The organism is Pleomorphomonas oryzae DSM 16300, from assembly GCF_000422965.1.
Classification (GTDB): Bacteria; Pseudomonadota; Alphaproteobacteria; order Rhizobiales; family Pleomorphomonadaceae; genus Pleomorphomonas; species Pleomorphomonas oryzae.
The window spans coordinates 294718-320060 of sequence record NZ_AUHB01000002.1; the positions used below are offsets into that span (position 1 = coordinate 294718).

Genomic DNA, 25343 nt, shown 5'->3' on the forward strand with positions numbered 1-25343 from the left:
TCAGATGGGAACCTTCCATGAAAAAGTCGCTCGCCCTCGTCGCCGCGCTAGCGCTCGGCCTTTTGACCTCGGCTGCCTCCGCGGCGGACCAGATCCGCATCTTCGCCGCCGCTTCCGTAGCGCCATCGCTTCAGAAGATCGCCGACACCTACAAGGCCGGCAAGGATGTCGAGGTGCTGATCACGCCAGCCGCGTCCGGTGCGCTGGCCAAGCAGATCGAAGCCGGCGCCCCTGTTGATATTTTCATCTCGGCCGACCTCAAGTGGATGACCTACGTCGAGGGCAAGGGCCTGATGAAAGAGGGCAGCAGCTTCAATCTCCTCGGCAACTCGCTGGTGTTGGTAGCTGCCAAGGACGACAAGGTCGCCGTCGACTTCTCCGACAAGGCGTCGCTGCCCACCGTCCTCGGTCAGGAGCGTCTTGCCGTCGGTGAGGCCAAGAGCGTGCCGGCGGGCGCCTATGCCGAAGAGGCGCTGAAGTCGCTCGGCCTCTACGATGCGGTGTCCCAGCGTTTTGCCCCAGCCGAAAATGTCCGCGTCGCCCTGCAAATGGTCGCTCGCGGCGAGGCCAAGCTCGGCATCGTCTACGGGACCGATGCCGCCGCCGAGCCGGGAGTGGCCGTTGTTGCCACCTTCCCGGAGACCAGCCATCAAGCGATCGTTTACCCGATCGGCCTGACCAAGAATGCCGGTCAGGCTGCCGCCGATTTCGTGGCCTATCTCAAGGGGGCGGAGGCCGAGGCGGTGTTTTCGGCCGCCGGCTTCGCCAAGCCGGCTCAATAAGCGATCCAGGGCGGCCGCACCGCTGGCCGCCTACCGCATTCTTTGCGATGAACAGTCGAAGATGACCACTTGCCGGCCCGGTGCCGATCGAACACTGTAAGCCGATGCCGGACCTTTCTCCCGACGCCTGGATTGCCATTGCCCTGAGCTTCAAGGTTGCCGCCATGGCGACGCTGTGGGGCGTCCCCGTGTCTACCGTGCTGGCATTGATCCTGGCGCGCGGGCGGTTTCCCGGCAAGGCGTTGTTCGACGGGATCATTCACCTGCCTCTGGTGCTGCCGCCGGTGGTCACCGGTTATGTGCTTCTGCTGCTTCTCGGCCGCAAGGGGCCGCTCGGCGCCTTTCTCGACCAGCATTTCGGCATCGTCTTCGCCTTCCGCTGGACCGGCGCCGTCGTCGCCGCTGTCGTCATGTCGCTGCCGATCATCGTCCGGGCGATCCGGCTGTCCATCGAGGCGGTCGACGCCCGCCTCGAACAGGCGTCCGGCACGCTGGGCGCCGGCCCGGTCTCCACCTTCTTCCTGGTGACGCTGCCGCTGTCGTTGCCAGGCGTTCTCGTCGGGGCGACGCTGGGGTTCGCCAAGGCGCTCGGCGAATTCGGAGCCACCATCACTTTCGTGTCCAATATTCCCGGTGAGACGCGCACCATCGCGTCCGCCATCTACACCGCCAGCCAGAGCCCGGAAGGCGACGGCGAAGCGCTTCTCCTGTCGGTGATCGCTGCCGGGATCGGTCTTGCTGCGCTGATTGCGTCGGAGATCATCGCCCGCTGGTTCAGGAGAACGTCCTCGTGATCGACGTGGAGATCCGCCAGCGTATCGGTGACTTCCAGCTCGACGTCGGATTTTCCGGCCACGGCGGCATTACGGCTCTGTTCGGTCCTTCCGGGTCTGGCAAGTCATCGATCATAAAGGTGATTGCTGGCCTGACACGACTGCGTGCCGGCCGCGTGGTGCTCGACGGTTCAGTGCTCGCCGAAGGCGGCGGGCGGCATACGCCGCCGCACCGCCGTCGTATCGGCGTGGTATTTCAGGAAGCGCGGCTGTTTCCGCATCTCTCCGTCCGAAACAACCTCCGTTACGGCCGGCTATTCACGCCGAGGGGGGAAGGTCGCATCGCGGAAGCGCCGGTAATCGACACGCTCGGCATCGGCCATTTGCTCGATCGCCACCCGGCGACGCTCAGCGGTGGCGAGCAGCAGCGCGTTGCCATCGGCCGGGCGCTGCTCGCCTCGCCACGCCTGCTGCTGATGGACGAGCCGCTGGCGTCGCTGGATACCGCCCGGCGTCTTGAAATCCTGCCGCTCATCGAAACCCTGCGTGACGAGTTCGGCATCCCCATCGTCTATGTCAGCCACGCTGTCGAGGAGGTGGCACGGCTGGCCGCAAAGGTGGTGGTGCTTGAGGCGGGCAGGGTGGCCCGCGAGGGCGCGCCGGCCGACGTGTTCCGTGTCGCCGCCGATCGCTTCGAGGTCGTGTCGGTGGTCGAAGGCCGGCTAGGCAAGCCGAATGACGCGTTCCAGCTGACTCCGGTCGAAACGCCTGCCGGCATCGTCTGGCTGACCGGTATCATCCGGCCTGAAGGGCGAACGGCGCACGTGCTGGTGCGCGCCATCGATGTCGCGCTTGCCACTCGTCGGCCGGAGAGCGTCTCCATCCGCACCGTGCTTGCCGGTACGATCGCCGGCGTTCCGGAGGGGCCTGGCCCCAGCGTCACCATCGATGTGACGCTCGACGGCGGCGGCCGTCTTGCCGCTTCGCTTACCCGAGCGTCGGTGGCCGAACTTGAACTCATGCCGGGCCGGCGAGTGTTCGCTTTGGTAAAGTCGGTGGCGCTCGACGAGCGGCCAGTTTGATCTTCCGCCCTACGGCCGGCTTCATCTGAATGCTTTAGCCCCTTTCCTCCGGAGGCGGGCCAAGCTAACTAGCGTCCAGCAAAATACCGACGAGGTTTCCGACCATGGCTGACGCTCACAAGCGGACCCACATTCTCACGCTCTCCTGCGCCGATCGTCCGCGCATTGTCGCCTCGGTCACCACCATCCTCGCCGGCGTTGGCGGCAACATCGCCGAAAGCGCCCAGTTCTGGGATCGGGTCACCAACCGCTTCTTCATGCGCATCGCTTTCGAGACGCCGGCCACCCTCAGTGCTGACACGATCCGCGCCGCGCTGTCGGAAACCATCGAGACCTTCGGAATGACCGTCGATCTGGTCGACGCCGCCCGCACGCCGAAGATCGTCATCATGGTGTCGAAGTTCGATCACTGCCTGCAGCACCTGATGTATCAGATCCGCGTCGGCTGGCTGAAGGCGGAGGTCGCTGCCATCATATCCAACCACGAAGACAGCCGCGCTTTCGCCGAGGCCCAGGGCATTCCCTATTATTATTGGCCGGTCGACAAGGACAAGTCGAACAAGGCCGAGCAGGAGGCGAGGGTGGTCGCGCTCGTCGAGGAAACCGGCGCCGAACTGGTCGTGCTTGCCCGCTACATGCAGGTGCTGTCCGACAAGCTGTCGTCGTCGCTATTCGGCAAGATCATCAACATCCACCACTCGTTCCTGCCCTCCTTCAAGGGGGCTCGGCCCTATCACCAGGCGCATGAGCGTGGCGTCAAGCTGATCGGCGCCACCGCCCATTACGTCACGCCCGACCTCGACGAAGGCCCGATCATCGAGCAGGAGACCTCGCGCGTCACCCATGCCCTTTCCGCCGAGGACCTGGTGGCCGTCGGCCGCGACAACGAGTCGCGCGTGCTGGCCCGGGCGGTAAAACTGCACCTTGAGGCGCGCGTGCTGATGCACGGCAAGAAGACCATCGTCTTCGCCTGACGGACATACGCCGGCGGTCGCGGAAACCCCTATTTTGCACGACGTTAAGCGTTGTTTCACGTCGGGCCCATAAAGTCGCCCCATGCTCATCTCATGGCATGGAGCTGGGGTGCTGAAAGGCCTGATCCCTAAAGGCCGCGTCGGACTATTTGCGGGCTGTTGTCTGCTATACGCCGGACTGTCGACATTGATGATCGCGGTCGTGGTGATGGCCGGCGTGCGGACACCCGTCTGGCCGGCCGACGCCGTTATTGTTGCCCTGCTCGCCAGCCGGTCGACTGAAGATCGCGTGGCCGGTGTTGCTGGCGCTCTCTTCGGTTGGCTGTTGTTCGCCTGGTATCACGGCGGCGAGCCATCCTTTCTTGTCGCTTTCTTCTGTCTGACCGGCGTTACGATCGGCCTCGGTCTGGTCATGATCGACCTTGTCGGCGCATGGACCAAAGACTCCCATAACGAGGGCCTGTTCGAAGTTGCCGTTGCGCTGGCAGCAACGGTCGCCGCTCCCACAACCAGCCTTGCCATCGCTCTGGCACTCTCGACGTCTGGGCTTGTCCCAAAGACACCGATGCCGCTCAATGTCTGGTGGGCCGGGGCCACGGCCGGCTTTGCCATTTTTTTGCCGGCCTTGCTCTATCTGCAGCGAGATCCCGTACGGCAGGGCCGCCGACCGGCCTGGCTGACGCAAGGTATGTTCGCTCTGATGCTCGTCCTGTTCTCGGCCGGTGCGCTGGCGGCGACCAGGACGTTGCCGGAGCCGGTGGTGTTCTTCGTGGTGCCGTTGCTACTGGCGAGCTTTGTCTTGCGGCCCATCGATATGTCCATTCTCTCGGGCAGCGTCTGGTTTGCGACGATGATGGCCACCTACGGCATGGCCGACATGCGGCAGACACCACTGCTGATGCCGCTTGGCGTCGCTGTCGGTACGCTGCTGCCGATTGCCACCTGCGTGCTTCTTGATCGCCTGCGCCAGCGCGAGCGCGATCTTGCCGAAAGCGAGAACTTGTTTCGCCGGTCAATGGACGATGCCAGCATTGGCGTGACGATCATCGGCGGCGAAGGTCAATATCTGAAGGTCAACGCGGCCTTCTGTTCAATGACCGGTTATAGCGAGGACGAGCTCGTCGGGCGCAACTTCAAAGATATCACCCACGAGGGAGACCGAGAGGAGCTGGACAGCTTTCGCAAAGGCATCCTCGACGGTACCGTTCGCAACTTTAAGGCGGAAAAGCGCTACGTTCGCAAGTCGGGCGAGGTGTTTTGGGCGGAAGTCTCCGTCATTGTCGTCTGTGATCCTGCGACCGGCCAGCCCGACCGACTGATTACTCAGGTCGAAGACATCGACCTCAAGAAGCGCACGCTTGAGGCCATCGCCGAAAGCGAGAGTCGTTGGGCCTTCGCGCTCGAGAACGGCCAGCAGGGTGTGTGGGATGTCGATAAGCCTGGTGGTCGGCTTTACACGTCCCCCACTTGGAAGCGCATGCTCGGTTATGAGCCGGAAGACGTGTCGATCGATGGCGGCGACGCCTGGTTGGAGCTGATGCATCCCGACGACCAGGCCAAGTTCATCGCTGCTAACGATGCACATGAGCGCGGTGAGACGGATTGGCTCGAAGCCGAATTCCGCCTTCGCCACAAGGATGGCCATTGGGTCTGGATTCTTGATCGGGGCAAGGTTATTTCCCGCGATGCCGACGGTCGGCCGTTGCGCATTATTGGCACGCATACCGATATCTCACGCAACAAGGCGGCAGAGCGCGAAATCCAGCTTCTTGAGGAGCGTGTGCGCCTTGCCGTCGAAGCCGGCGGCATCGGCCTCTGGAGCATCGATCTCGCGACCGGTGTTGCCACTTGGAATGGCGAGAGTTTTGGCCGTATGGCCACCGAGATTAATGGTCAACGCTCACTGGAGTGGCTGCGGTTTGTTCATCCCGAGGATCGAGCGAGCCTGTCGGAGATGCTGCACCAGGCGGCTCTCGATCCTGAAGTCCGGGTCAACACCACCTGCCGCCTGCTCAGCCCGACCCGCGGTGTGGTGCATATTCGAGTGCTTGCCGATCAGGTGACTTTGTCGAACGGCGACCGGCTGTTGCTCGGCACTGCGTGGGACATTAGCGAGCAGATAAGTTCGGCCCAGGCGCTCCGCGACGAAAAGGAGCGCCTTCGGACGACACTACATGCCATCTCTGACGGCGTGATCGCCACGGATGCCGACGGTCTCGTCACGCTGATCAACCCCGCTGCCCAGCGCATGACAGGCCTTTCCGAAGTCGAAGCCTGCGGCCATCCGATCGAGGAAGTGTTCCAGGCTGTCCACGACGACAGCGGCCGTCCAGCGGCCTCCTGCGTGCGCCAAGTGCTCGAAACCAACGCGCCAGTGGAGCGGCTCGGAACGCAGGTCATCGATGTGCGCTGCCGCGACATACACTATATCCGCGAGGCGGCTGCGCCGATCGCAGCTGCGGCCGACGGTCGAGCCGGCGCCGTCCTGGTCTTCCAGGATGTATCCGCCGAACGCTCCATGCAGCAGTCCCTTGCCCACGCTGCCACCCACGACGATCTGACTGGTCTTGCCAATCGCCGCCATTTCGAGACGCGCATTCAGGGCATGATCGCAGACGCGCGTGACAATGACAGCCGGCATGGTCTGCTGTTTATTGACCTCGACCGCTTCAAGATCGTCAACGACACGGCGGGGCATTTGGCAGGCGATGCCCTTCTGCAGGAAGTTGCGCGCACCATGCGGTCGATCGTCCCGATCAGCGACTGTCTGGCTCGGCTGGGCGGTGACGAGTTCGCCGTGTTGATCGAGAACTGCGATCGCCAGTTCGCGGCTTTCGTGGGCGAGAAACTGATCGCTGCCATCGCCGCCATCCGCTTTGCTTGGGGCAGCAAGATTTACGAGATCGGCGCCAGCGCCGGCGTATCCCAGGTGGATGCGACCACCGCCGGCGTCGAGGCGGTGCTGGCCGAGGCCGACGTCGCCTGCTACGCCGCCAAGGCGGCCGGCCGCGGCCGCGTTTCGGTGTTCCTGCAGGATACAGGTGAAGCGCGGCGGCATATGAGCGATTTTCGAATGGCGGCCCGCATTCGCGAGACGATCGAAAACAGTCGTTTCGTGCTGTATGCGCAAGAAATCAGGTCGATCGCCGAGCCCAACACGCGCGGACGCTCGCTGGAACTCTTGGTGCGCATGCTCGACGACGACGGTGGCGTGCTGACGCCGGATACCTTTATCCCGGCTGCCGAACGCTTTGAGCTGATGGGAAACATCGATCGTTGGGTATTCGCCAAGGTGATCAGCGACTTTGGTCCGGCCATCATGGCGGTGCCCAACCTGCATGTCGCCGTCAACCTTTCGGCCAACTCGCTCAACGACCCGACGCTCTGGCGCTACCTTGCCGATCTCTTCCGGGCGAGCCGGCTGTCACCCTCGCGCGTGACACTGGAAATTACCGAGACAGCGGTGATCAACTCCTTCGAGGTGGCCCGCGATTTCATCCGCGCCGCCCGCGGCATCGGCTGTCGCATCAGTCTTGATGACTTCGGCTCCGGTCTGTCGTCCTTCGCCTATCTCAAGAGCTTCGACGTCGACGCCATCAAGATCGACGGCAGCTTCGTTCACAACATGGCCGATAGCACCTACGATCGTACCGTCGTTCGGGCGATCAACGAGATCGGTCGCGAGCTTGGGGTGGATGTCATCGCCGAGCGGATCGAGGACGAGGCGACGCTGAAGGAACTGGCCAAATTGGGCGTGTCCTATGGTCAGGGCTACCTCTTCAATCAGCCCCGCGATTTCAGCACCGTGCTGACCGACTATGGCGTCGATGTCGATAGCGACGCGGTCGAACCGCTCCGTGCCTGAGCGCCGCAGCGAGAATCCCATATTTGGACCTAAGCTGAGGTTGTATCTGGCGAAAAGCCGGCCCATCATGCCTCTGTCGGTGGCCAGCCGGAAGACCGGCCCTCGGGAACAATGAGCGCGACCGTCCCTGAAGGACGACCGCTTGCGATCAGGAGAGTAATATGGCCAAGGGACAGGTTAAGAAAAACAAGGAAGTGCGCAAACCGAAGGCCGTCAAAGGTGCGGGCGCCAAGACATCGTCGGTAACCGACGTCTTCGCCAAGGCGACCAGCGATGCTACCCATAACGCGAGCAAGAAGAAGGCCTGACCGACCTCAAATAAGGTCGAGCGTGGTCGTACCCTCGCCATAGGCTGTCGCCCAGTCAGCGGAAAAGCCCGCTATGCCCGAATCGGTCAACGGATGACGGATCAGGGCTTCGAGGATGTCGGGCGGCAGCGTCGCTGAATGGGCGCCGGCCATGGCGACGTCATGCACCTGCTGCACGTTCTTGAACGAGGCGGTCAGCAGGCGCGTTGGCAGGGCATGGACGCGGAAGAGATGAACGATGTCGGCGACGACCGTGACGCCGTCGCCACCGATCATGTCGAGCCTGTTGACGTAAGGGGCGGTGAAGGCCGCCCCAGCCACCGCCGCCATCAGTGCCTGCTGGGCGGTGACGATGGCGGTTGCCGTCACCCGGAAGCCGAGCCCGGACAGGCGTCGGATCGCCTTGATGCCTTCCGCCGTCACCGGCACCTTCGGATGAAAGCCGGCGCCGACGAAGTCGGCAAGTTTGCGCGCCTCGGCCACCATGGTGTCGGCGTCGCTGCCGGTCACCTGGACGTGCAGCATGGCGCCGTCGCCGATCACGGCGCGGATGTCCTTGAGAATGTCGGAAAACGGCCGCTTGGCACGGGCGATCAGCGTCGGATTGGTGGTGACGCCGGCAATCGGATAGAGATCCGACAGACGAGCGATGGCCGCGACATCGGCGGTGTCGAGAAAGTAGATCATCGAGTCCTCCCTGTTGGCATGACAATAGCCTCGGCCAACCATCCCGTCACCACTCAGAGGGATGCCATTCTCTCCCAAAGGCGCGATGCTTCGGCCCGAGCCTCGGTCTCGATCGCAGCGGCGTCGGCACCAATCAGTTGGCTGTCGCGAACGACAAGCCGCCCCCCGACCACCACGGTCGTCATCTTGCCATCCTTCCGTACCACCACGTCGCCAGCCGCTCCCGGAGCCAAGCCGACGGCGGAGAAGCCGAATCGCTCGGCGATCAACCGCTGCCCAGAGCCAAGGCGCCCCGCCGCTCGGTCATCGCCGTGCGTTGCGGCAAGGCGGAGAAGGGCGGCTTCCTCAATGGCCATGTCGGCATTCCAGCCGTCGCAGCCGAGCGCCACTTTATCCGCGTAGCGCAGGTTGGACGGATAGCCGATGCGATTGCCCTCGTTGGAGCGCGGGTTCTGGATAAGCCAGCAATTGCGTCGGTCCGCTTCACGCACCTCGTCGGCAGTAAGATGCACGCCATGGGCAAGAATCGATCCGGCCGGCAGGGCGTCGAGGGCAACGAGCCGTTCGAGCGGGCCGGCATAGCCGCGCGTCCGTGCATCCTCGACGTCATCCAACGCTTCCGCCACATGCACATGCAGCACCGTATCAAGCGAGCGGCAAAATTCACCCGCCGCCCGGATGGTGTCGTCGGAAACGGTGAAGCTGGCGTGCAGGCCGACGAGGCGGCGAATGAGCGGCGTCTCCTCGACATTGCCGCACTCGATGAGGCCCGCCTCGGCTTCGGCACGACCGAAGTTGCGCTCGGTGGCTCCGAAGGTGAGCAGCGCCCGCACACCGAGGTCCTCGGCGGCCTCCGCCAACACCTGCAGCGATCCTCTGATGAAGTGCGGCGACTCGTGATGGTCGATGAGACTGGTGGTGCCGGCGAGCAGCGCGTTGGCGATATAGTCGCGCGCCGATGCCCGGAGCGCCTGGGCATCAAGCGCCCGGTCGAGCCGCCACCAGACCTTTTCCAGGATCTCGATAAAGTTGGCCGGCGTCGGGTTGGCCGGCGGCATGCCGTAGGGTGCGAGACCTGAATAGAGGTGGGTATGGGCGCAGACGGCACCCGGTGCGATCTCGCCATCAGCGCAAGCGATGACCGGCGCCGCCGGGTCGGCGGTCTCTGCGATGATGCCACCGACGATGGCGACGATCCGGCCGGTCCGGTCTGGTCCGATGGTGATCGACCGGGTCAATGCCACTCGCTCCGATCAAGCTCGGGATCGAGGCCCACTGACAGTGCCCGTGCCGCCGGGCTGTCGATCATCGGCAATACGGTGCGCCGGATACCGTCGAAGGCAGCAAGCGCCGAGGCAACGGCGCCGGCCGTCGGCACGAGGCCGATCTCGCCGATGCCCTTGGCACCGAACGGCCCTTCCGGTTCGTGCTCCTCGATCAGGATAACTTCCACCTCGGGCATGTCGGAAGCGCGCAGCACGCCGATCTCGCGCACGTTGGTCGTCACCGGCATGCCGTCCTTGCAGGGGAGTTGCTCGGTCAGGGCGTAGCCGAGGCCCATATGCACGGCGCCCTCGATCTGTCCCTCGGCAAGCCTTGGGTTCAGTGCCTTGCCGACGTCATGGGCGGCGATCACCTTTTCGACGCGGCCGGTGTCGTCGAGGATCGCCACCTGGGTCGCCCAGCCGAAGGCGGTGTGCGTCTTGATCTTGCCATTCTTGAGCTGCCCCGGCGCCGTCGTGTCGTCGATCTTGATGTCGCCGGCGAACACCTCGCCGACGAGATCTTTCAGCGTTTTGCCAGCGTCGAGCGCTGTGCGCAGCGCCTTCGCCGCCTTGATCACCGCATTGCCGGCCAGCAGCGTGCCGCGCGACCCGGTCGTCTGGCCGACGCCGACATCGAAGCGGCTGTTGACCTGCGGCACGAAGATCGACGACGGCAGGCCGGTTATCTCCGCCGCCGACTGGGTTGAAATGGTGAGGAGTCCCTGTCCCATCTCGGTGAAGCCGATATGAAGGCCGATCCGATCCTCCGCTTCGATCTCCAGGCGGCACTTGCCCCATTCGAGCGCACCGTTGCCGATGCCGGAGTTCTTCACCGCGCAGGCGACGCCGACCGCCTTGCCCTCGGCTTTTGCCGTGTAATAGGCGTCCTTGACGGCCAAAAGCGACTTTTCGAGGCCGACCGACTTCTCCAGGATCTGGCCCGACGAGAAGACATCGCCGATGCGAACGCCATTGCGCCAGCGCATTTCCCAGCCGTCGATGCCCACCTTTTCGGCCAGAAGGTCGAGGCAGCCTTCCATGGCAAACGACGTCTGGTTGACGCCGAAGCCGCGCATGGCGCCGCAAGGCGGATTGTTGGTGTAGGCGGCTATCGAATGGATGGATAGCGCCGGCACCCGGTAGGGACCGCAAGCGTGGCCGGCGGCGCGCTCCAGCACCTTGTCACCCACCGAGGCGTAGCAGCCGGAATCACCGAGGATGTCGATCTTGGCGGCGGTGATATGCCCATCCGCATCGCAGCCGACCGAGTAGGTCATCTTCATCGGGTGGCGCTTGGGATGGAGCCGCACCGACTCCTCGCGGGATAGCACCAGCCTGACCGGCCGGCCGGTCAGGCGGGCCAGCACGGCCGTCTGCGCCTGCACGGTCATGTCTTCCTTGCCGCCGAAGGCCCCGCCGGTCGGCACCAGCTCGACGAAGATATTGTCCACGGGTTCGCCAAGCACGCCCGCCACCGCCTTGCGGTCCTCGAACACGCCCTGGCCCTGTGAGTAGAGATGGAGGCGACCGTCATCCAGCGGCACCGCCAGACAAGCCTCGGGTTCCAGGAACAGGTGTTCGATGCGCTGGGTCTGCCAGGTGCCGGAGACGACATGGGTCGAGGCGGCAAGCGCCGCCTCGACGTCGCCACGCTCGATGACCGTCTCGGACAGCAGGTTGGGCTGGCGCGGATTGACCTGCCGCGCGCCGGGTTTCAGCGCCTCTTCCGGCGAAAGCGTCGGCTCCAGCGCCGCGTAGTCGACGGCAACGAGAGCGGCGGCCGCACGGGCCGCGCGTGGCGTTTCGGCAGCAACGGCGGCGATGACGTCGCCGACATAGCGAACCTCTTCGCCAGCAGCGACGAACACCGGCCAGTCCTTCTTGATCTGGCCGACCCAGCGGTCGCCTGGCACATTCTCGGCAGTGGCGATGCCAACAACGCCGGGAAGGGCGAGGGCCTTCGACAGGTCGATGGAGTTTACTCGCGCGCGGGCGTGCGGCGACAGAACAAAGGCGCCGTGCAGCAAGCCGGGCACGTCGATGTCGGCCAGGAACGGCCGATCACCGAGAGCCAGGTCTCCACCGCGGAAGCGCTCAACCGGCTGACCAACACCGCCGTCCGCCGTCGGCTGCGGATGCGGTCTGAGGCCCGCCTTGACGTCGCGGATCAGTTCGACGGCGTCGATTACCTTCTTGTAGCCGGTGCAGCGGCAGAGATGACCGTCGAGCGCGGCGGCGATTTCCTGCCGGTCCGTTGCTTCGCCAGCATCGGTCAACGCCTTGATGCGCACCACGAGGCCAGGCGTACAGAAGCCGCACTGGACGCCGGCGGCCGCCTGGAAAGCGTCGGCATAAAGCTGGCGCTCCGCCGCATCGACCCCTTCCAGTGTGACGATCGACCGCCCCTTCACGGCGGTGGCCTTGAGGGTGCAGGTCTTGCTTGGCTTACCGCCGATCAATGCCAGACAACAGCCGCACTGACCCTGGCCGGAGCAGGCATCCTTCACCGAGGTGACCTTCAGCCGGTCGCGCAACACGGAAAGCAGCGTCTCGTCCGCCTCGACATCGAGCTGATGGTCGCGACCGTTGACGGTGAGCGTAATCATGGGCATCTGAGGATCCGTTCAGTCGAAGGCGGCATTGGCATAGGTGATGATCGTCGGCGCCGTGACGGCGCGGGCGATGCGAGCGAGCAGGATGATCCGGCCGACATCGACGGGCTGGTCGGCAGTGCCGGAGGTTGCTTCGGGCTTCGCCAGGTCGATCGCGACGTCGAAGCCGTCGCCGCTACAGGCAAGGAGGGTGCCGTCATCGTCGATCACGAAACGCTGGCCACCGTCGCGGACATTGAGGCGAAGCCCGGTTGGCGTTTGCTCGATGGCGAGGCCATCGCGGTCCGGTGCATCATCGAGGCTCGCAACTGAGCCAAACAGGTTTGCCTTGCGAGCGAAGGGACCACCGGTCTCGGGGCAGGTCACATCGCAGTTGCCGCAGCGGTTACAGACGTCGGCAAAGATGCCGATTTGCTGAGCGCGCGTCACAGGCTGAGCCTCGCCGACCACTACCTTTGCGCCAGGTTGCAGCGTCGCCGTGACAACCGGATCCTGCGGCAGCGGGTAGCGGAAGATGGCGTCGTTGGGGCAAACGTTGATGCACTTGCCGCAGGTTTCGCAGTCGAGAAGCGCCAAGGGAATACCGGTTCGACGCGGCGGGTGGTCGATCTCGGATCGGCTGTAACGGCGGTCGTCGCGTACGCGGGCGGCATAGTGGGCGGTATTGCGCAGCTGGACCGCCGACACCCAGGCGTCGAAGTCCGAACCGGCTGCCGCACGCAGATCTTCGCCGGCTTCGAGCGCTGTGGCCAGCGCAGTTTTGCGCTCGGTCGGGATGTTCAGGTCGTCTAGCGCAACGCCGGCAAGACCGAAGGCCTTAAGCGCGTAACTCTCGAGATCGGACGTCTCCACCTCGGCCATACGGTCGGTGAGATCGGCGATATAGTCGCCCCCCTTGCCATAGCCGGCGCCCTTCAGGAGGTCGGTGCAGACGCTGACCGGCTTGAGGCCGAGCGCCACCGTATCGGCGAAGTTGCCGACGTCGATGCCGGCCGAGAAGGAGATGGGAAAGCGATCGCCGAATTCTGCCCGGAAGCGGGCCACCAGTTCGATGGCCAGCACGTGCAAGGGCGGGCCGGACAGATACATCTCGCCAGTGCCGGCCGGAAAGAACTGCTTGTGGTTATGGACGAGCAGCGTGTTGGAGAATTTGACGCCGAAGCCACGCCCGAGCCGATCGGCCAGATCGCCGAGCCGATTGACGATGCCTCTGACATCCTCCCACTTGGCGTCTTTCTCGAAGGTCGCGTCAGGTACCATGAGATCGGCATAGCCGAGCTTGTCGTGCAGGAGCGTGTTGAGGTCGGCCTTGCCAAGCAGCGTCGGATTGAGCTTGACCACCACGTCGAGCCCTTCCTCAGCCATCAGATGGCCGGCGATCGCCTCGATCTCACCCGGCGGGCAGCCATGGAAGGTTGAAACGGTGACGCTGTCGGAAATGCAGATGGGATAAACAAGGTCTCTGAAGCGGGCGTAAGGTTCCGGGATCTGCTTTCGCAGCCGCTCGATGACGGCGCTGGCATCCTTCATGCCGGCGATGAAGGTCCGCACCTTGTCCGAGCGGATGCCGGCAAGATCGTAGCCGACGCTCATGTCGATGACGGTGTCCTCAAGGCCGGGCGCAAGCCCCTCCGCCTTGGCCATCTCGATCAGCATCGTCGCCTTGGCGTATTCCTCAAGCGACTGCTCGAGGGAGAGCTCCTGCGACCATTCGATGTTGAATCCCACCGTCTCCATGTCGATACAGGGACGGGCAATCTCCAGGTGATCGAGCACCTGCACCGTCTTGAGTTCGATCACCCGGCCGCCGGCCAGCCAGCTCAGCACGATGTTCTGTGCCAGCTGGGTATGCGGACCGGCCGCCGGACCGAAGGGCGTCGCCGCCCTGCGGCCGAAGATCGAGGTGGAGAGATCGCGACCAGCCGCCGCCTTGGCGAACTTGAAGCGCGGCAGATGAAAGGCGCTCTTCTTCGCTTCGAGTTCACGGAACATCCGGTTGACGAGCACCGGCAACGGGATCGGCGTCAGGTCGGCCATGCACATCAATCCCGCATCAGACCGGCGCCGACAGGAGCGGATACATTTCCGGCCGCCGGTGCTTCTGGAAGTTGAAGATATTGGCGCGGATCTCGGTGCAGCGATCAAGGTCGCAGTCATGCGTAACCAGCTCATCGCCCAGCGTCGAGGCCATGGCAACGATCTCGCCTGTCGGAGCGATGATGCAGCTCTGGCCGATCAGCACGCAGTTCTCCTCGTTGCCGGCTTTGCCAACGCCGATCACCCACATGCCGTTGGCGTAGGCACCGGCCTGCATGGCGAGGTGGTTGTGGAAGCACTGGAGATGGTCGTGCTCGGGTGCGAGTGGATAGTGATAGGGCGTGTTGTAGCCGATCAACACCATTTCGGTGCCACGCAGGGCATGCTCGCGATAGGTCTCCGGCCAGCGGCGGTCGTTGCAGATGGCCATGCCGATCTTGCCGCCGAGGCAGTCGGCCGGCGTAAAGAGAGTGTCACCCGGCTCGAAGTAGCGCTTCTCGAGGTGCTGGAACGCCCGCCACGGCTCGTTTTCCGTGTGCCCCGGCAGGTGAACCTTGTGGTAGCGATGGACGATTGCACCCGTCTTATCGACGATGATCGAGGTGTTGAAGTGCCTGACGCGGCCATCGATCACCGTCTTCTCGGCATAGCCGAAGCTGATGGCGACACCGAGCTGCTTGACCTTGGCGAACAACGGCGCCGTGGCCGGGCCGGGCATCTCGGTCTCGAAGAAGGCGTCGACCTCGGCCTGGTCTTCCATGAACCAGCGCGGGAAGAAGGTGGTCAGCGCCAGCTCCGGATAGACGACGAGATCGCAGCCGCGCCGGGCGGCCTTTTCGAGCAGCGCGATCATCCTGCTGACGACGACTTCGCGGCTGTCGGCGCGGGCGATCGGGCCAAGCTGGGCGGCACCGACGACGATGGTGCGAGACATTCTCTCAATACTCCTCAGGCGGGTGTGTTGGCGCGGCCGGCCAGTTCGAGAGCCAGCGTGCCGAGCACGGCAAGGCCGTTGGCGATGTCGGTGGGGGCCGTGTATTCGGCAATGTTGTGACTGAGCCCGGCGATGGACGGTACGAAAATCATGGCAGCCGGGCAGGTGCGGGCCAGCATCTGGGCGTCGTGACCGGCACCGGAGAACATGCGGCGGGTGGAAAGGCCGAGGCTTTTTGCCGTGTGCTCGACGCGGCCGACCAATTCTTGATCGAAGGCGACGGGTTCGAAGCGGGCGAGCCGGCGCCGGGTAAAGGACACATGCTCCTCCTCGGCGACGCGAGCGACCAGAGCGGCGAGGCGAGCCTCCGCTTCGGCCAGCACCTTCTCTTGCGGGTGGCGGAGGTCGACGGTCATCTGTGCCATTTCGGCGACGACGTTGACGAGGTTGGGCCGAAGGCGCAGCGAGCCGACCGTGCCCACCATATCGCCGCCAATCGACTTGGCGATGTCGGCGACGCCGTGGGCAATGCGGGCCGCGGCAAGGCCGGCATCCCGCCGGAGCCGCATCGGCGTGGCGCCGGCATGGCTCGCCCGGCCGGACAGCGTGATCTCGGTCCAGGAAATGCCCTGCACGCCCTCGACGACGCCGATGTCGATCTCTTCGGCCTCTAGCACGGGGCCCTGCTCGATATGGTACTCGAGATAGGCAGCCGCCTTGATGCCGCCGAGCGGCGCCGAACCGGCATAGCCGATGTCGACGAGGTCGTCGCCGAGCCGGGTGCCGTCGATGGAAATGGTATCCAACGCGTCCTGCAAAGGCAGGTCGCCGACATGCACGAGGCTGCCCAGCATGTCCGGCTGGAAGCGGGCTCCCTCTTCGTTGGTGAAGGCCGCGACGGTGACGGGATGCACGGTGGCGATGCCAGCGTCATCGAGAGCTTGCAGCACCTCGAGGCCGGCGAGCACACCAAGATTGCCATCATAGAGACCGCCGGTCGCCACCGTGTCGATATGCGATCCCATCATCACCGACGGACCGGCCTGAGTGCCCTTGCGGGTGCCGAAGATATTGCCGATCGGATCGATCGCCACCTCAAGGCCCTGTTCGCGCATCCAGCTGACCACCAGGTCACGGCCCGCGCCATCCTCCGGCGTCAAGGCGAGGCGGCAGACGCCTCCCTCCGGCAATGCGCCGACTTGGCCGAGTGCCTTCAGACGCGAGACGAGACGGTCGCCGTTGACGGGCAGGGCGGGGGAAAGATCTGTCATCTCTATGCTCCAGCGCGAACCGCGTCGCCAGTGCGGCCGACGATGCGGGCGTAAAGGTCCGGATCGGTGTCGCCCTCGCTGCCGAACAGCAATACGCGCGAAGTGCGGTCAACACCAAGTGTCTGCCGCCAGTCTGGCTGAGTGGCGGCGACAATCAATCCGGCGAGACCCGCAACCCCCGATTCGCCGCCGACGATGGTGGCCCCCGCCTTGCCCGACGCCAAGAGCTGCATTGTGCTCACGGCCATATCGTCGGGAAGGGTCATGAATGCAGAAGCTCCACCCTGCAGGATCGGCCAGGCGATCACCGAAGGTTCACCACAGGCCATGCCGGCCATGATGGTATCGAGGTCGCCGATGACGGTCGTCGGGTGGCCGGCCAGCGCACTTTCGTAAAGGCAGGCGGCTTTGTCCGGTTCGACGATGACGACCGTCGGCATATCGGTGCCGTAGACTTCCCAGAGGTGGGCGATAACGGCCGCCGCAAGGCCGCCGACACCGGCCTGGATGAAGACATGCGTAGGCGGCGCATCGAGTGCGCCCAACGCCTCTGCCACCATCACCGCATAGCCCTGCATGACGTCGCGCGGCACGTCGGTGTAGCCGGGGTATGAGGTGTCGGAGACCACGAACCAGCCGTTTGCTGTGGCGGTCCGATCGGCCTCGCGCACTGAATCGTCGTAATTGCCTGATGTCCGCACCACCTTCGCCCCGTAGGAGCGGATAGCCTCCGCCCGCTTTTCGGAAACGTTGGCATGGATGAAGATCACCGCCCGTGCGCCGAACATGCGGGCACCCCAGGCGACGGAGCGCCCGTGATTGCCATCGGTGGCGCAGCAGACGGTGATATCCTTGGCAAGGCCTCTCATCTGGCCAGCGGCCAGTGCCGCTTCATCGACACTGCCATGGCGCCGCCGAAGTTCGGCTGCGAGCAGGCGGAACACCGCATAGGCGCCGCCGAGTGCCTTGAATGAGCCGAGGCCAAAGCGTTCACCCTCATCCTTATAATGGATACAGGCAACGCCGAGCTCAGCCGCCAGCGTGGAAAGTGATGCGAGTGGTGTGGGGGCATATCCCACCCAGGACGAGATGACGCCGGCAGCTCGGCTATATCCGGCCTGCGATAGTACTGCCTTGAAGGCCTCCGGATAGGGACCATTCTTGCGCGCAGCGTTGCTGAGGAAAGCGGCCTTGGCCGGTGAAGCGACTGGATTGGGGAAAAGATAGGTCATCGGTCCGAGGCTCTTGCCGCCGGCCCACCCGGCTTGACAGTGGAACATATATGAAAGACAATTTTCATGAAATGGAAAAAATGAAAGAACGTGGTAGCCCCGACATGAGCGAAGGTCGCAGCGCGGCACCCGGCGATGGGGTCGACGCGCGCATTGCCGCGCTGTTTGACCAACTGACCGAAAGCGAGAAGCGCCTCGCCGAAGTGGTTCTCGAGGCAGCCAGCGATCTCTCGGCTTTCACGGCCGGAGAACTTGCCGCCCGCGCCGACGTGTCGGCGGCAACAGCGGCCCGCTTTTTCCGTCGACTCGGTTACGAAAGCTACGGCGATCTGCGCCGCTCCGTCCGCAACGCGCGAACCTGGGGCTCGCCGCTTTATGAACTCTCATCGACGGAACGGCCGGCCGATTTCGCCCGCCACGTCGCGCAGGACATCGAAAATCTGCAACGCCTCGCCGCCGAGCTGCCGGCTGCCGCCCTCGCCGACGCGGTCGACCTGCTGGCGTCGGCAAAGCGCCTTCACGTCATCGGCTTCCGCAATTCGGCGGCGCTGGCTGCCTATGCCCGCGGCCTCCTCGCCCACGTGAAGCCCGACGTCCGGCTGCTGCCGCTCGCAGGGCAGACGCTGGCCGAGGATCTCGTAGGTCTCGGTCCTGACGACGCACTCCTGGTGTTCGGCTTTCGACGTCGTCCGCCGGCCCTGCGCGATCTGATGGCGGTTGTCCGCGACACCGGGGCTCGCATCCTGCTGATCACCGACGCCTCGGCAGCCCGCACGGCTCATCTGGCACACGTGACGTTGCGCTGCCCCAACCAAGGCGCCAGCCTGTTCGACAGCTACGTGGCACCGATGTCGCTGATCAGCCATCTTGCCTCGGCGGTTGGTGCGGCGCTCGGCGAGGCGGCTGAGAGCCGGCTGGCGATGATCGAGGATCTACATCGACGCCTTGAGCCGTTTATGCCAGCCGGTCGGCGGCTTCCGAGGGGATAGATATAGCTGGTCGCCTTTTCGAGCAGACGACGGCGCTGACCGGATGCAACCGACTGCGGTGTTAACCAAGATTGCGCGTTTGGTCCCAAAACCTGCGGCGTGTACTCCGATTCAAATGCGACTCTTGGTGAAAAAGATGTATACTCAATTGCAGTGAAAGCGAGGGAACGCCCCGGATCGAGGCGGTTAACTCATCTTTCATTAACCTTCTTCGTGCCAGACTGGCATTTCTGGTCTGGGCGCGGGTAGGGTGAACAGCGAGCGCGCCAGCTTCGTGGCGGCCACCTCACCCAGAGCCGGAGGGCTCCGTTTACGCGGAAGCGGAACGGAATCCTGTCAGGTCATGCGGGTTTGGATAGACCCGGAAAACGCCCTGCGGACCGTCGTGTCTGGAGGGAATCTTTTCCATTCCGGTCATTGCAGGCCGGTAGAATTCGGGTTGTCGCCAATGTTTATTCTGATTGTTTTTGCCACTGTGGCTTATTTGGCCATCGGACTCGGCTTCACGATGCTGTCGCTCCATGAACTGGCGACTGGCCGCCGTGATCGCCTCATCAATCGGCTTATGGCTTGGTCGGGTATTCTGCTTTGGCTACCGACGCTGGTCGTTGTCGCCATCAGCGCCTTTTACGTCTCCTTGCGGCCTGCAAGCCCGCAAGTTCCCGCCATGGCGGCTCGGTCCGACGCCGGCGTTGCCGAGCGGCGCACCATTCGCAGAGCTGCCCGGCAGGTCTGACACAAACGCCGGGACGGCCTGGAGTTTGGGACGATTATCAATTGGCCGGTCGCAGAAAAGCTGCGCCGGCCAATTTTCCTATAAAGTCGCGTTCAGCCTAACCAACTGAAAAAATAGTATATTTTCTGCTCCGCAAAAAGCGGCATGGGCTACACAGAAAGCTCTTGCATTCGTTCGGCCAGTTGGGTAGACACTCCCCAGCGATCGGAACCGCCGACTTCATCGCGGCGGTATCTAGTTCGTATTGGCATGCGCTCGTAGCTCAGCTGGATAGAGCATCAGACTACGAATCTGAGGGTCAGGAGTTCGAATCTCTTCGAGCGCGCCATTATTTCAAACACTTAGCTCATTGAGTTAGGCCGCAAGAGGCCTAAACTGCCCTCACACATGTCTCGCACAGTGAGAGAGGGCAAAATGGCGTCTCATTTAGTTCTCGGAGACAAGGTTCGGGTCTATCGCCGGGCCAACAGCTCCCTATGGCAATGCTCCACGTATATGGACGGCAAGGAGTGGCGGGTTAGCTCCAAGACTGACAGTCTGGCCAAGGCTAAAGAGTTTGCCGAGGATTGGTACCTGGAGCTACGGGGTAAAAGCCGGGCAGGGGAGCTTAAGAAGGAAAAGACCTTCGCCGACGCTGCCAAACAGTTCACGCTGGAATACGAGGCGCTGACCAGAGGCGAGCGCAACCCTCTCTACGTGAAGGGCCATGAGGCGCGGCTGGTGAACCATCTCTTGCCGTATTTTGGCGAGAAGGGCCTGAGCGCCATCACGTCGGGCATGGTCCAGGAATACAGGGTTTCGCGGCTGAGACCTCATCCGGAGACGGGGAAAGTTCCGGCGCGGAGCACCCTGCACCACGAGACGGTAACGCTGCGGCAGGTCATGAAGACTGCCTTGCGGCACGGCTGGATCAGCAACCTCCCCGACTTTTCGACGCCTTACCGTGCGTCCGGCAAGATCGGTCATCGGGCATGGTTCTCGCCGGAGGAGTACAAGCGACTTTACACGTACACACGGGAGCGGGCGAAAGCGGCCGAGGGGCGCCAATGGCAGCACGCGGCCGAGCAGATGCACGACTACATTCTCTTCATGGCCAACACCGGACTGAGGCCCGACGAAGCCAACCGCCTGGAATACCGCGACGTGGCGATCGAGCAGGATGATGAGACGGGCGAGCGGATTTTGCTGATAGATGTGCGCGGAAAGCGTGGCGTTGGCTATTGCAAGAGCACCACGGGAGCCGTCTTCCCCTATGAACGGCTCGTGCAGCGGAACAAGCCCAAACCCACCGATCTTGTCTTCCCCCAGGATCACAAGAAGCAGTTCAGCCGAGCTCTGCTCGACTGCGATCTGAAGTCCGACCGCGACGGCAACCGTCGCTCCGCCTACAGCCTCCGGCACACTTATATCTGCCTCCGGCTGCTCGAAGGAGCGGACATCTATCAGATCGCCAAGAACTGCCGCACCAGCGTCGAGATGATCGAAAAGCACTATGCCGTGCATCTCAAAAACACGCTAGATGCCAGGGCCATCAACGTGAGACGGCGGACGAGGGCTGCAACGCAGGACTAAGGGCGAATTTGTTGGGTCCATGCAGGCGTGTATCAATGCGAACAGCGCACTTACGCATCGCCCTGACGTGTACACATTGAAATGTGTACGCATTTGACCGGCGGGCGACGCGGGACGCGGTTGTTCAAGGCCGCCGCAGGAAACCATGCGGCGGGAACAATCGGTCCGTGCGCCAAGGGGCTACGCCCCTTTGGGAACCCCTTCGTGCCTCCTCCCGCTGCCGGGAACAGGAAAGGTTTGCGTCACCGCGTTCGAGGAACAGGCTGTGGCCATCTACCACCTGCACGTCAAGAACCTCAGCCGGAAGACGCACACGTCCATCGTGGCGGCCGCCGCGTATCGCGCGGGCGCGACCCTTCCGAACGACGTTGAGGAGGGTCTCAGCAAGTTCGGCGGCAGGCGGGATGTGGTCTATACGGAAATCCGCTTTCCTGCCGGTGCGCCGGAGTGGATGGGCGATCGGGCGCGGCTCTGGAACGCGGTGGAAAAAGCCGAGATCCGAAAGGATGCCCGCCTTGCCAAGGAAATCGAAGGCGCCCTACCCCGCGAGCTGCCGCCCCGCATGTGGGCCTTGGCCGTGCGGACCATGGCTCAGCTCTACGCGGGCAGAGGGCACGTGGTGGATGCCGCGATCCACTGTGATGGCGGCAATGAAAACCCGCATGCGCACTTTCTTCTGACAACGCGGGCTGTGTCCCCGGAAGGGTTCGGCGCCAAGATCCGCGAGGCGGACGGTGTGGAGTTTGTCACGACCGCCCGGAAGGTTTGGGCGGAAGTCATCAACGCGGTGCTGGCCAAAGCGGGCGTCAGTGCGTCGGTCGATCACCGAAGCCATGCCGACCGGGGGCTGGACCAGACACCAACCCAGCACCGAGGCCCGGACGAGGCTGAGCGGATTGCCCGCCGCGAGCGGACGTTCGGAGACCCATCAAGGAGGGATGCCGCCATGACCGACCGGAAAATGTCCGTGGAAGAAATCAGGCGGGAGATCCAGGGTATGCTGGATAACGTCCCGAACAGGGCGCCATCGGAGACCGAGCGAGCCCTTTACGAGCGCAACAGCGCGCTAGAAGCTCGTGTCCGTGAGCTGGAGGCCGAGAACGAGCGCCTGAAGCGGGAGCGATGGCAGATGGACAGGGAGGAGCGCCGCGCCCTTCCCGACCTTGATTCGACCGGGCAGATGGTGTCGAGGGGAGAGATCGAGGACGCTCAAGACCGCATGGTCGAGCAAGTGGAACGTCCGTCTCGTGATAATCTCCAGCCGCCCCGCGTACCGCTCAGGATTCCCAATAGCGGAAGGGACGCCGCGCAGCGCGAGGTTCTGCGCGAGAGCCATGCGGAAGCTGGCAAGGAGCCCAAGCCGGAACCGATAGATGAAATGGCGTGGCTGCGGGAGGAAATCAGCCGCAATAAGCCCAAGGAGAGAGAAGACACCCCGGAACGGGAACGTCACCGCGATCGGTGATCAGAAAGGCGGGTGTCCGGGAGTGCAGGGTCAATGTATTCGATGTCGGGGATAGCGCTCGGAAAGACTCCCATGCATCCACAGAGTCCCTTCGTGATATCGCTTTTCATCTTCAGGGCTTGGCCAGCAGGAATACCAAATGACAGGTTCCGGGCGGATATGAAGCGCATAGAGCAGTTTTGCGAGATATCGCCTGATCTGAAATGGTAATAAGCAAAAAATGACATCCATAATGGAATAGTACGTATATTTTTATCGGAGGCAACTCATGATCGATAAAATTATGCATGAACTGGAAAGACAGCACGCTTTTGCTTATTCTAACGAGCTGATTATAAGGAAATCTATTGATATCGCCGTTGAAAGGGCATTTTTGGCACCGGACATTGCCATTCAGAGGTTAAACACGGCGCTCGGCGAGTGGGGAATATCAAGAACTCTTGATATCCTCGAACACCAACCGGGTCGGTTCGGCACCCCGCGTGGGGCTTGGTACACGAAGGAGCGCTGGAGCCTTGGCGGGAGCGATCGGGCGGAAAGAGCGGTCGATGCCCGGCTCCGGATTGCAGAATTGTTGATGGAGCTTGAAGCGGCGCAGGATAAGGAACGCAGTACGCGTGCCGCCTATCTTTCGCACTGCCGAGATGCCGGTATCGAACCTCGAAAACCCTGGCAATATGACCGCGAGAGCGTGGGAGCTGCCCACGTGCCGGAGCATCTCGTCGTTGATCGGGACGGCCCTGACAGGTCTGCGGGCCAAAAGCCAATGGATGAAATGGCGTGGCTGCGGGAGGAAATCAGCCGCAATAAGCCCAAGGAGAGAAAGGACGCCCCGGCACGAGAGAGGGATAGAGACCGCCACCGCTGAAAACCTGCCGAACGTTTTGCCGACCCGTGCCGGAAGATGGAAATACCCAGATCAGAGTCTTTCTGAAAAAGGTGGCAGGGTGAGTGTTTTGTGGTAGATTATCGTTATGAAACAGTCCTCAGGGAAAAAATCTCCGTCTCCCGTGAAGAGCACGATTGTGCTTGGGCGAGCCGCGTTCACGAAAATCAGCGCAGTGGAAGGCATCGCTCTCAGCCCGAAGTCGACCCGCCTTTTTGAGGATTTCGACCGGAAAGGGCTCCCGGCCGAGGAACGGCGCCGGATTCTCCTGGAGAAGCACGCGAAGAAGGCCTGATTCAGGTGTTCTACGATGCCGTGCCCGATCCTTATTGCTATCCCGGCACGACGGTTCTGAAAAACCGCCTCCAGCTTCAAACTCAGGCCGAATTGGACGCCTTCGAGCACGACATGACCGCCCAGCGGTTTGACGAGCCGCTGCCGTCAGGGCGCTTGAGCGTCGCCCATTACCGGGCCATCCACAAGCATCTCTTCCAAGATGTCTATCCGTGGGCCGGGCGCTATCGAACCGTCCGGATTTCCAAGGGCGGCAGCATGTTCTGTTACCCGGAACACATCCCCTCCGAAATGCAGCGGCTCTTCGAGGGTTTGGCCCGCCAGCACTTTCTGGCCGGTCTCCCTGGCCCCCTATTTGCTCGGACGGCGGCGCATTTCATGGCTGACCTCAACGCCATCCACCCCTTCCGTGAAGGAAATGGCCGGACCCAACTGGTGTTTATGACGCTATTGGCCGACAAAGCCGGTCATCCCCTGAAGCTCGACCGCTTGGCCCCTGAGGTGTTTCTGGAAGCCGTTGTGGCAAGCTTCCAGGGGCAGGAAGCCCCTCTGGCCGACGTGCTAGCCGTGCTCACTGCCTGACGGTGTTCCGTTCCGGGCGCCCTTGCGCCTCTACTTTCCCACTCTTGTTCCTTCCGCTGACCCGGCTCGCGCTCGGTTAGTTTCGTGCCGGACGCGGCCGGGAATAGCCTCTCCGATCGTGAAACCGGCGCCGCTTTTCGTGGTGGACACAGCCTATCTTCCCACGTGTGATCTTGGCCGGAAGGGGAATGGATTCCTTTCTGAAGTCTCCCAAGGTTTCCGGGGATCACGCCTATGGCCGGAAGGTCGGGGAGATGCGGCATAGGCCGTCCTCCATCAATCGGCGGCCCGCTCCATTCGCCCAGGCGTTCCGCTTGGGCTCCCGTGTTGCCGTTGACAGGTGACCACCCCTTTTAGGGGTTCGTCCCATGCCGCTTTGTATCTCCCGACCGGCCGCGAAAGGCGTGGCCGGAGAAACCAAACAGGGAGAACATCCATGAAAAGCAACACATCCAAAAGCCGTCCGAGCCACGCGGTCTACATCGTAGAGGGCGAAGGCGAGAGTGCCTACTGGACGAAAATCGGCAGCGCCTGGCTTCACGAGGACGGAGAAGGCTTCAACCTCAGCCTTGCGGCCATTCCTCTAACCGGGCGCTTGGTGATCCGGAAGCGGAAGGAACAAGAGGGGAAGGGCCGATGAGGCCCTTATCCGCCCCGGAGGTGCGCAACACTGTCCGGCATGGCGACTGCGTCCGCCTCATGCGGCGCATGGACGCCGCCAGCGTGGATTTTATCCTCACCGATCCGCCTTACCTAGTGCGCTACCGCGACCGTAGCGGCCGGAGCATCCGAAACGACAGTGATGGCCGCCGCTGAAGTTTACCCTCGTAAAAGTGTTCCGCCTCCTGAACCTGAACAACTTCCGCATCTGCTTCTGTGTGTGCGATTGACCGCTTTCCGTTATACTTAAGAGGGTATTAAAGCATCTATTCAACCAGTTCTGTTGGTTGTATCGTAGGGGAAAATACGCACGACAGGGATCTTGACCGCCTCTTAG

21 protein-coding genes and 1 tRNA gene are annotated in these 25343 nt (G+C 63.1%); 15 read left to right on the forward strand and 7 right to left on the reverse strand.

The window, feature by feature from the left end; translation table 11 throughout:
• Window positions 1–17: 17 nt before the first annotated feature.
• The 6 genes from modA (at window position 18) to G522_RS29920 (ending at window position 7784) form a co-directional block, all read left to right on the forward strand.
• Entirely contained in the window at window positions 18–782 is a 765-nt protein-coding gene (modA, locus tag G522_RS0104270; protein ID WP_036838040.1) for a molybdate ABC transporter substrate-binding protein, read from the forward strand.
• 104 nt (window positions 783–886) lie between these two features.
• Window positions 887–1576, forward strand: a complete 690-nt coding sequence (gene modB, locus G522_RS0104275) for a molybdate ABC transporter permease subunit (protein WP_026789974.1) — start codon at window positions 887–889, stop codon at window positions 1574–1576.
• On the forward strand, window positions 1573–2637 hold the full coding sequence (gene modC, locus G522_RS0104280) for a molybdenum ABC transporter ATP-binding protein (RefSeq protein WP_026789975.1): 1065 nt from the start codon (window positions 1573–1575) through the stop codon (window positions 2635–2637). The genes modB and modC overlap by 4 nt, the downstream gene beginning before the upstream one ends.
• 104 nt (window positions 2638–2741) lie before the next feature.
• A complete protein-coding gene (gene purU, locus G522_RS0104285; RefSeq protein ID WP_026789976.1) occupies window positions 2742–3611 on the forward strand; it encodes a formyltetrahydrofolate deformylase in 870 nt (289 codons plus the stop codon).
• Between the two features lie 190 nt (window positions 3612–3801).
• Window positions 3802–7476 carry an EAL domain-containing protein gene (locus tag G522_RS25570; RefSeq protein WP_026789977.1) on the forward strand — a complete coding sequence of 1225 codons (3675 nt, stop codon included), beginning with the start codon at window positions 3802–3804 and terminating at the stop codon, window positions 7474–7476.
• Window positions 7477–7637: 161 nt separating this feature from the next.
• Window positions 7638–7784 (forward strand): hypothetical protein, encoded by a 147-nt coding sequence (locus G522_RS29920; RefSeq protein WP_156886813.1) that lies wholly within the window; start codon window positions 7638–7640, stop codon window positions 7782–7784.
• A gap of 6 nt (window positions 7785–7790) precedes the next feature.
• Here G522_RS29920 and G522_RS0104300 read toward each other — a convergent pair whose 3' ends face one another.
• From G522_RS0104300 to G522_RS25580, 7 genes are read right to left on the reverse strand one after another with little or no spacing between them, the layout of a single operon-like run.
• Window positions 7791–8471 (reverse strand): transaldolase family protein, encoded by a 681-nt coding sequence (locus tag G522_RS0104300; RefSeq protein ID WP_026789978.1) that lies wholly within the window; start codon window positions 8469–8471, stop codon window positions 7791–7793.
• 53 nt (window positions 8472–8524) lie between these two features.
• Entirely contained in the window at window positions 8525–9709 is a 1185-nt protein-coding gene (locus G522_RS0104305; RefSeq protein WP_026789979.1) for an amidohydrolase family protein, read from the reverse strand.
• Window positions 9706–12348: a selenium-dependent xanthine dehydrogenase gene (gene xdh, locus G522_RS0104310; protein ID WP_026789980.1), complete on the reverse strand. Its 2643-nt coding sequence runs from the start codon at window positions 12346–12348 to the stop codon at window positions 9706–9708. Before xdh ends, G522_RS0104305 begins: the two co-directional genes overlap by 4 nt.
• Window positions 12349–12360: 12 nt before the next feature.
• A complete protein-coding gene (locus G522_RS25575; RefSeq protein ID WP_036838045.1) occupies window positions 12361–14385 on the reverse strand; it encodes a 4Fe-4S dicluster domain-containing protein in 2025 nt (674 codons plus the stop codon).
• 16 nt (window positions 14386–14401) lie between these two features.
• Complete coding sequence (locus G522_RS0104320; RefSeq protein WP_026789981.1) at window positions 14402–15319, reverse strand: N-carbamoyl-D-amino-acid hydrolase; 918 nt, start codon at window positions 15317–15319, stop codon at window positions 14402–14404.
• A gap of 14 nt (window positions 15320–15333) precedes the next feature.
• The gene (locus G522_RS0104325) at window positions 15334–16590 is read right to left on the reverse strand and encodes a Zn-dependent hydrolase (protein WP_026789982.1); all 1257 of its coding nucleotides are present in this window, start codon (window positions 16588–16590) and stop codon (window positions 15334–15336) included.
• A 2-nt stretch (window positions 16591–16592) separates the two neighbouring features.
• Window positions 16593–17822: a diaminopropionate ammonia-lyase gene (locus G522_RS25580; RefSeq protein ID WP_051228348.1), complete on the reverse strand. Its 1230-nt coding sequence runs from the start codon at window positions 17820–17822 to the stop codon at window positions 16593–16595.
• Window positions 17823–17902: 80 nt separating this feature from the next.
• On the opposite strand from G522_RS25580, the gene G522_RS25585 reads away from it, so the two are divergent.
• The 9 genes from G522_RS25585 (at window position 17903) to G522_RS0104385 (ending at window position 25162) form a co-directional block, all read left to right on the forward strand.
• Window positions 17903–18811, forward strand: a complete 909-nt coding sequence (locus G522_RS25585; protein ID WP_169453478.1) for a MurR/RpiR family transcriptional regulator — start codon at window positions 17903–17905, stop codon at window positions 18809–18811.
• 448 nt (window positions 18812–19259) lie between these two features.
• Window positions 19260–19547, forward strand: a complete 288-nt coding sequence (locus G522_RS0104340) for a hypothetical protein (protein WP_026789983.1) — start codon at window positions 19260–19262, stop codon at window positions 19545–19547.
• 251 nt (window positions 19548–19798) lie between these two features.
• Window positions 19799–19875 (forward strand) — tRNA-Arg (locus G522_RS0104345).
• Between the two features lie 86 nt (window positions 19876–19961).
• Window positions 19962–21119, forward strand: a complete 1158-nt coding sequence (locus G522_RS0104350) for a site-specific integrase (RefSeq protein ID WP_026789984.1) — start codon at window positions 19962–19964, stop codon at window positions 21117–21119.
• 265 nt (window positions 21120–21384) lie between these two features.
• Entirely contained in the window at window positions 21385–22584 is a 1200-nt protein-coding gene (locus tag G522_RS28815) for a MobA/MobL family protein (RefSeq protein WP_084632819.1), read from the forward strand.
• 268 nt (window positions 22585–22852) lie between these two features.
• Complete coding sequence (locus G522_RS0104365; protein ID WP_026789985.1) at window positions 22853–23452, forward strand: hypothetical protein; 600 nt, start codon at window positions 22853–22855, stop codon at window positions 23450–23452.
• Window positions 23453–23770: 318 nt separating this feature from the next.
• Window positions 23771–24346, forward strand: coding sequence for a Fic/DOC family protein (locus G522_RS0104375; RefSeq protein ID WP_026789986.1), 576 nt, complete (start codon window positions 23771–23773; stop codon window positions 24344–24346).
• 436 nt (window positions 24347–24782) lie between these two features.
• Complete coding sequence (locus tag G522_RS0104380) at window positions 24783–24986, forward strand: hypothetical protein (RefSeq protein ID WP_026789987.1); 204 nt, start codon at window positions 24783–24785, stop codon at window positions 24984–24986.
• On the forward strand, window positions 24983–25162 hold the full coding sequence (locus G522_RS0104385) for a hypothetical protein (protein ID WP_026789988.1): 180 nt from the start codon (window positions 24983–24985) through the stop codon (window positions 25160–25162). The genes G522_RS0104380 and G522_RS0104385 overlap by 4 nt, the downstream gene beginning before the upstream one ends.
• Window positions 25163–25343: the final 181 nt, after the last annotated feature.

Bases quoted from the DNA above. Each gene is read 5' to 3' on its own strand.
- modA (WP_036838040.1), top strand. From the start codon at position 18: ATGAAAAAGTCGCTCGCCCTCGTCGCCGCGCTAGCGCTCGGCCTTTTG.
- modB (WP_026789974.1), top strand. From the start codon at position 887: ATGCCGGACCTTTCTCCCGACGCCTGGATTGCCATTGCCCTGAGCTTC.
- purU (WP_026789976.1), top strand. From the start codon at position 2,742: ATGGCTGACGCTCACAAGCGGACCCACATTCTCACGCTCTCCTGCGCC.
- G522_RS25570 (WP_026789977.1), top strand. From the start codon at position 3,802: ATGATCGCGGTCGTGGTGATGGCCGGCGTGCGGACACCCGTCTGGCCG.
- G522_RS29920 (WP_156886813.1), top strand. From the start codon at position 7,638: ATGGCCAAGGGACAGGTTAAGAAAAACAAGGAAGTGCGCAAACCGAAG.
- G522_RS0104300 (WP_026789978.1), bottom strand. From the start codon at position 8,471: ATGATCTACTTTCTCGACACCGCCGATGTCGCGGCCATCGCTCGTCTG.
- xdh (WP_026789980.1), bottom strand. From the start codon at position 12,348: ATGCCCATGATTACGCTCACCGTCAACGGTCGCGACCATCAGCTCGAT.
- G522_RS25575 (WP_036838045.1), bottom strand. From the start codon at position 14,385: ATGGCCGACCTGACGCCGATCCCGTTGCCGGTGCTCGTCAACCGGATG.
- G522_RS0104320 (WP_026789981.1), bottom strand. From the start codon at position 15,319: ATGTCTCGCACCATCGTCGTCGGTGCCGCCCAGCTTGGCCCGATCGCC.
- G522_RS0104325 (WP_026789982.1), bottom strand. From the start codon at position 16,590: ATGACAGATCTTTCCCCCGCCCTGCCCGTCAACGGCGACCGTCTCGTC.
- G522_RS25580 (WP_051228348.1), bottom strand. From the start codon at position 17,822: ATGACCTATCTTTTCCCCAATCCAGTCGCTTCACCGGCCAAGGCCGCT.
- G522_RS25585 (WP_169453478.1), top strand. From the start codon at position 17,903: ATGAAAGAACGTGGTAGCCCCGACATGAGCGAAGGTCGCAGCGCGGCA.
- G522_RS0104340 (WP_026789983.1), top strand. From the start codon at position 19,260: ATGTTTATTCTGATTGTTTTTGCCACTGTGGCTTATTTGGCCATCGGA.
- G522_RS0104350 (WP_026789984.1), top strand. From the start codon at position 19,962: ATGGCGTCTCATTTAGTTCTCGGAGACAAGGTTCGGGTCTATCGCCGG.
- G522_RS0104365 (WP_026789985.1), top strand. From the start codon at position 22,853: ATGATCGATAAAATTATGCATGAACTGGAAAGACAGCACGCTTTTGCT.
- G522_RS0104380 (WP_026789987.1), top strand. From the start codon at position 24,783: ATGAAAAGCAACACATCCAAAAGCCGTCCGAGCCACGCGGTCTACATC.
- G522_RS0104385 (WP_026789988.1), top strand. From the start codon at position 24,983: ATGAGGCCCTTATCCGCCCCGGAGGTGCGCAACACTGTCCGGCATGGC.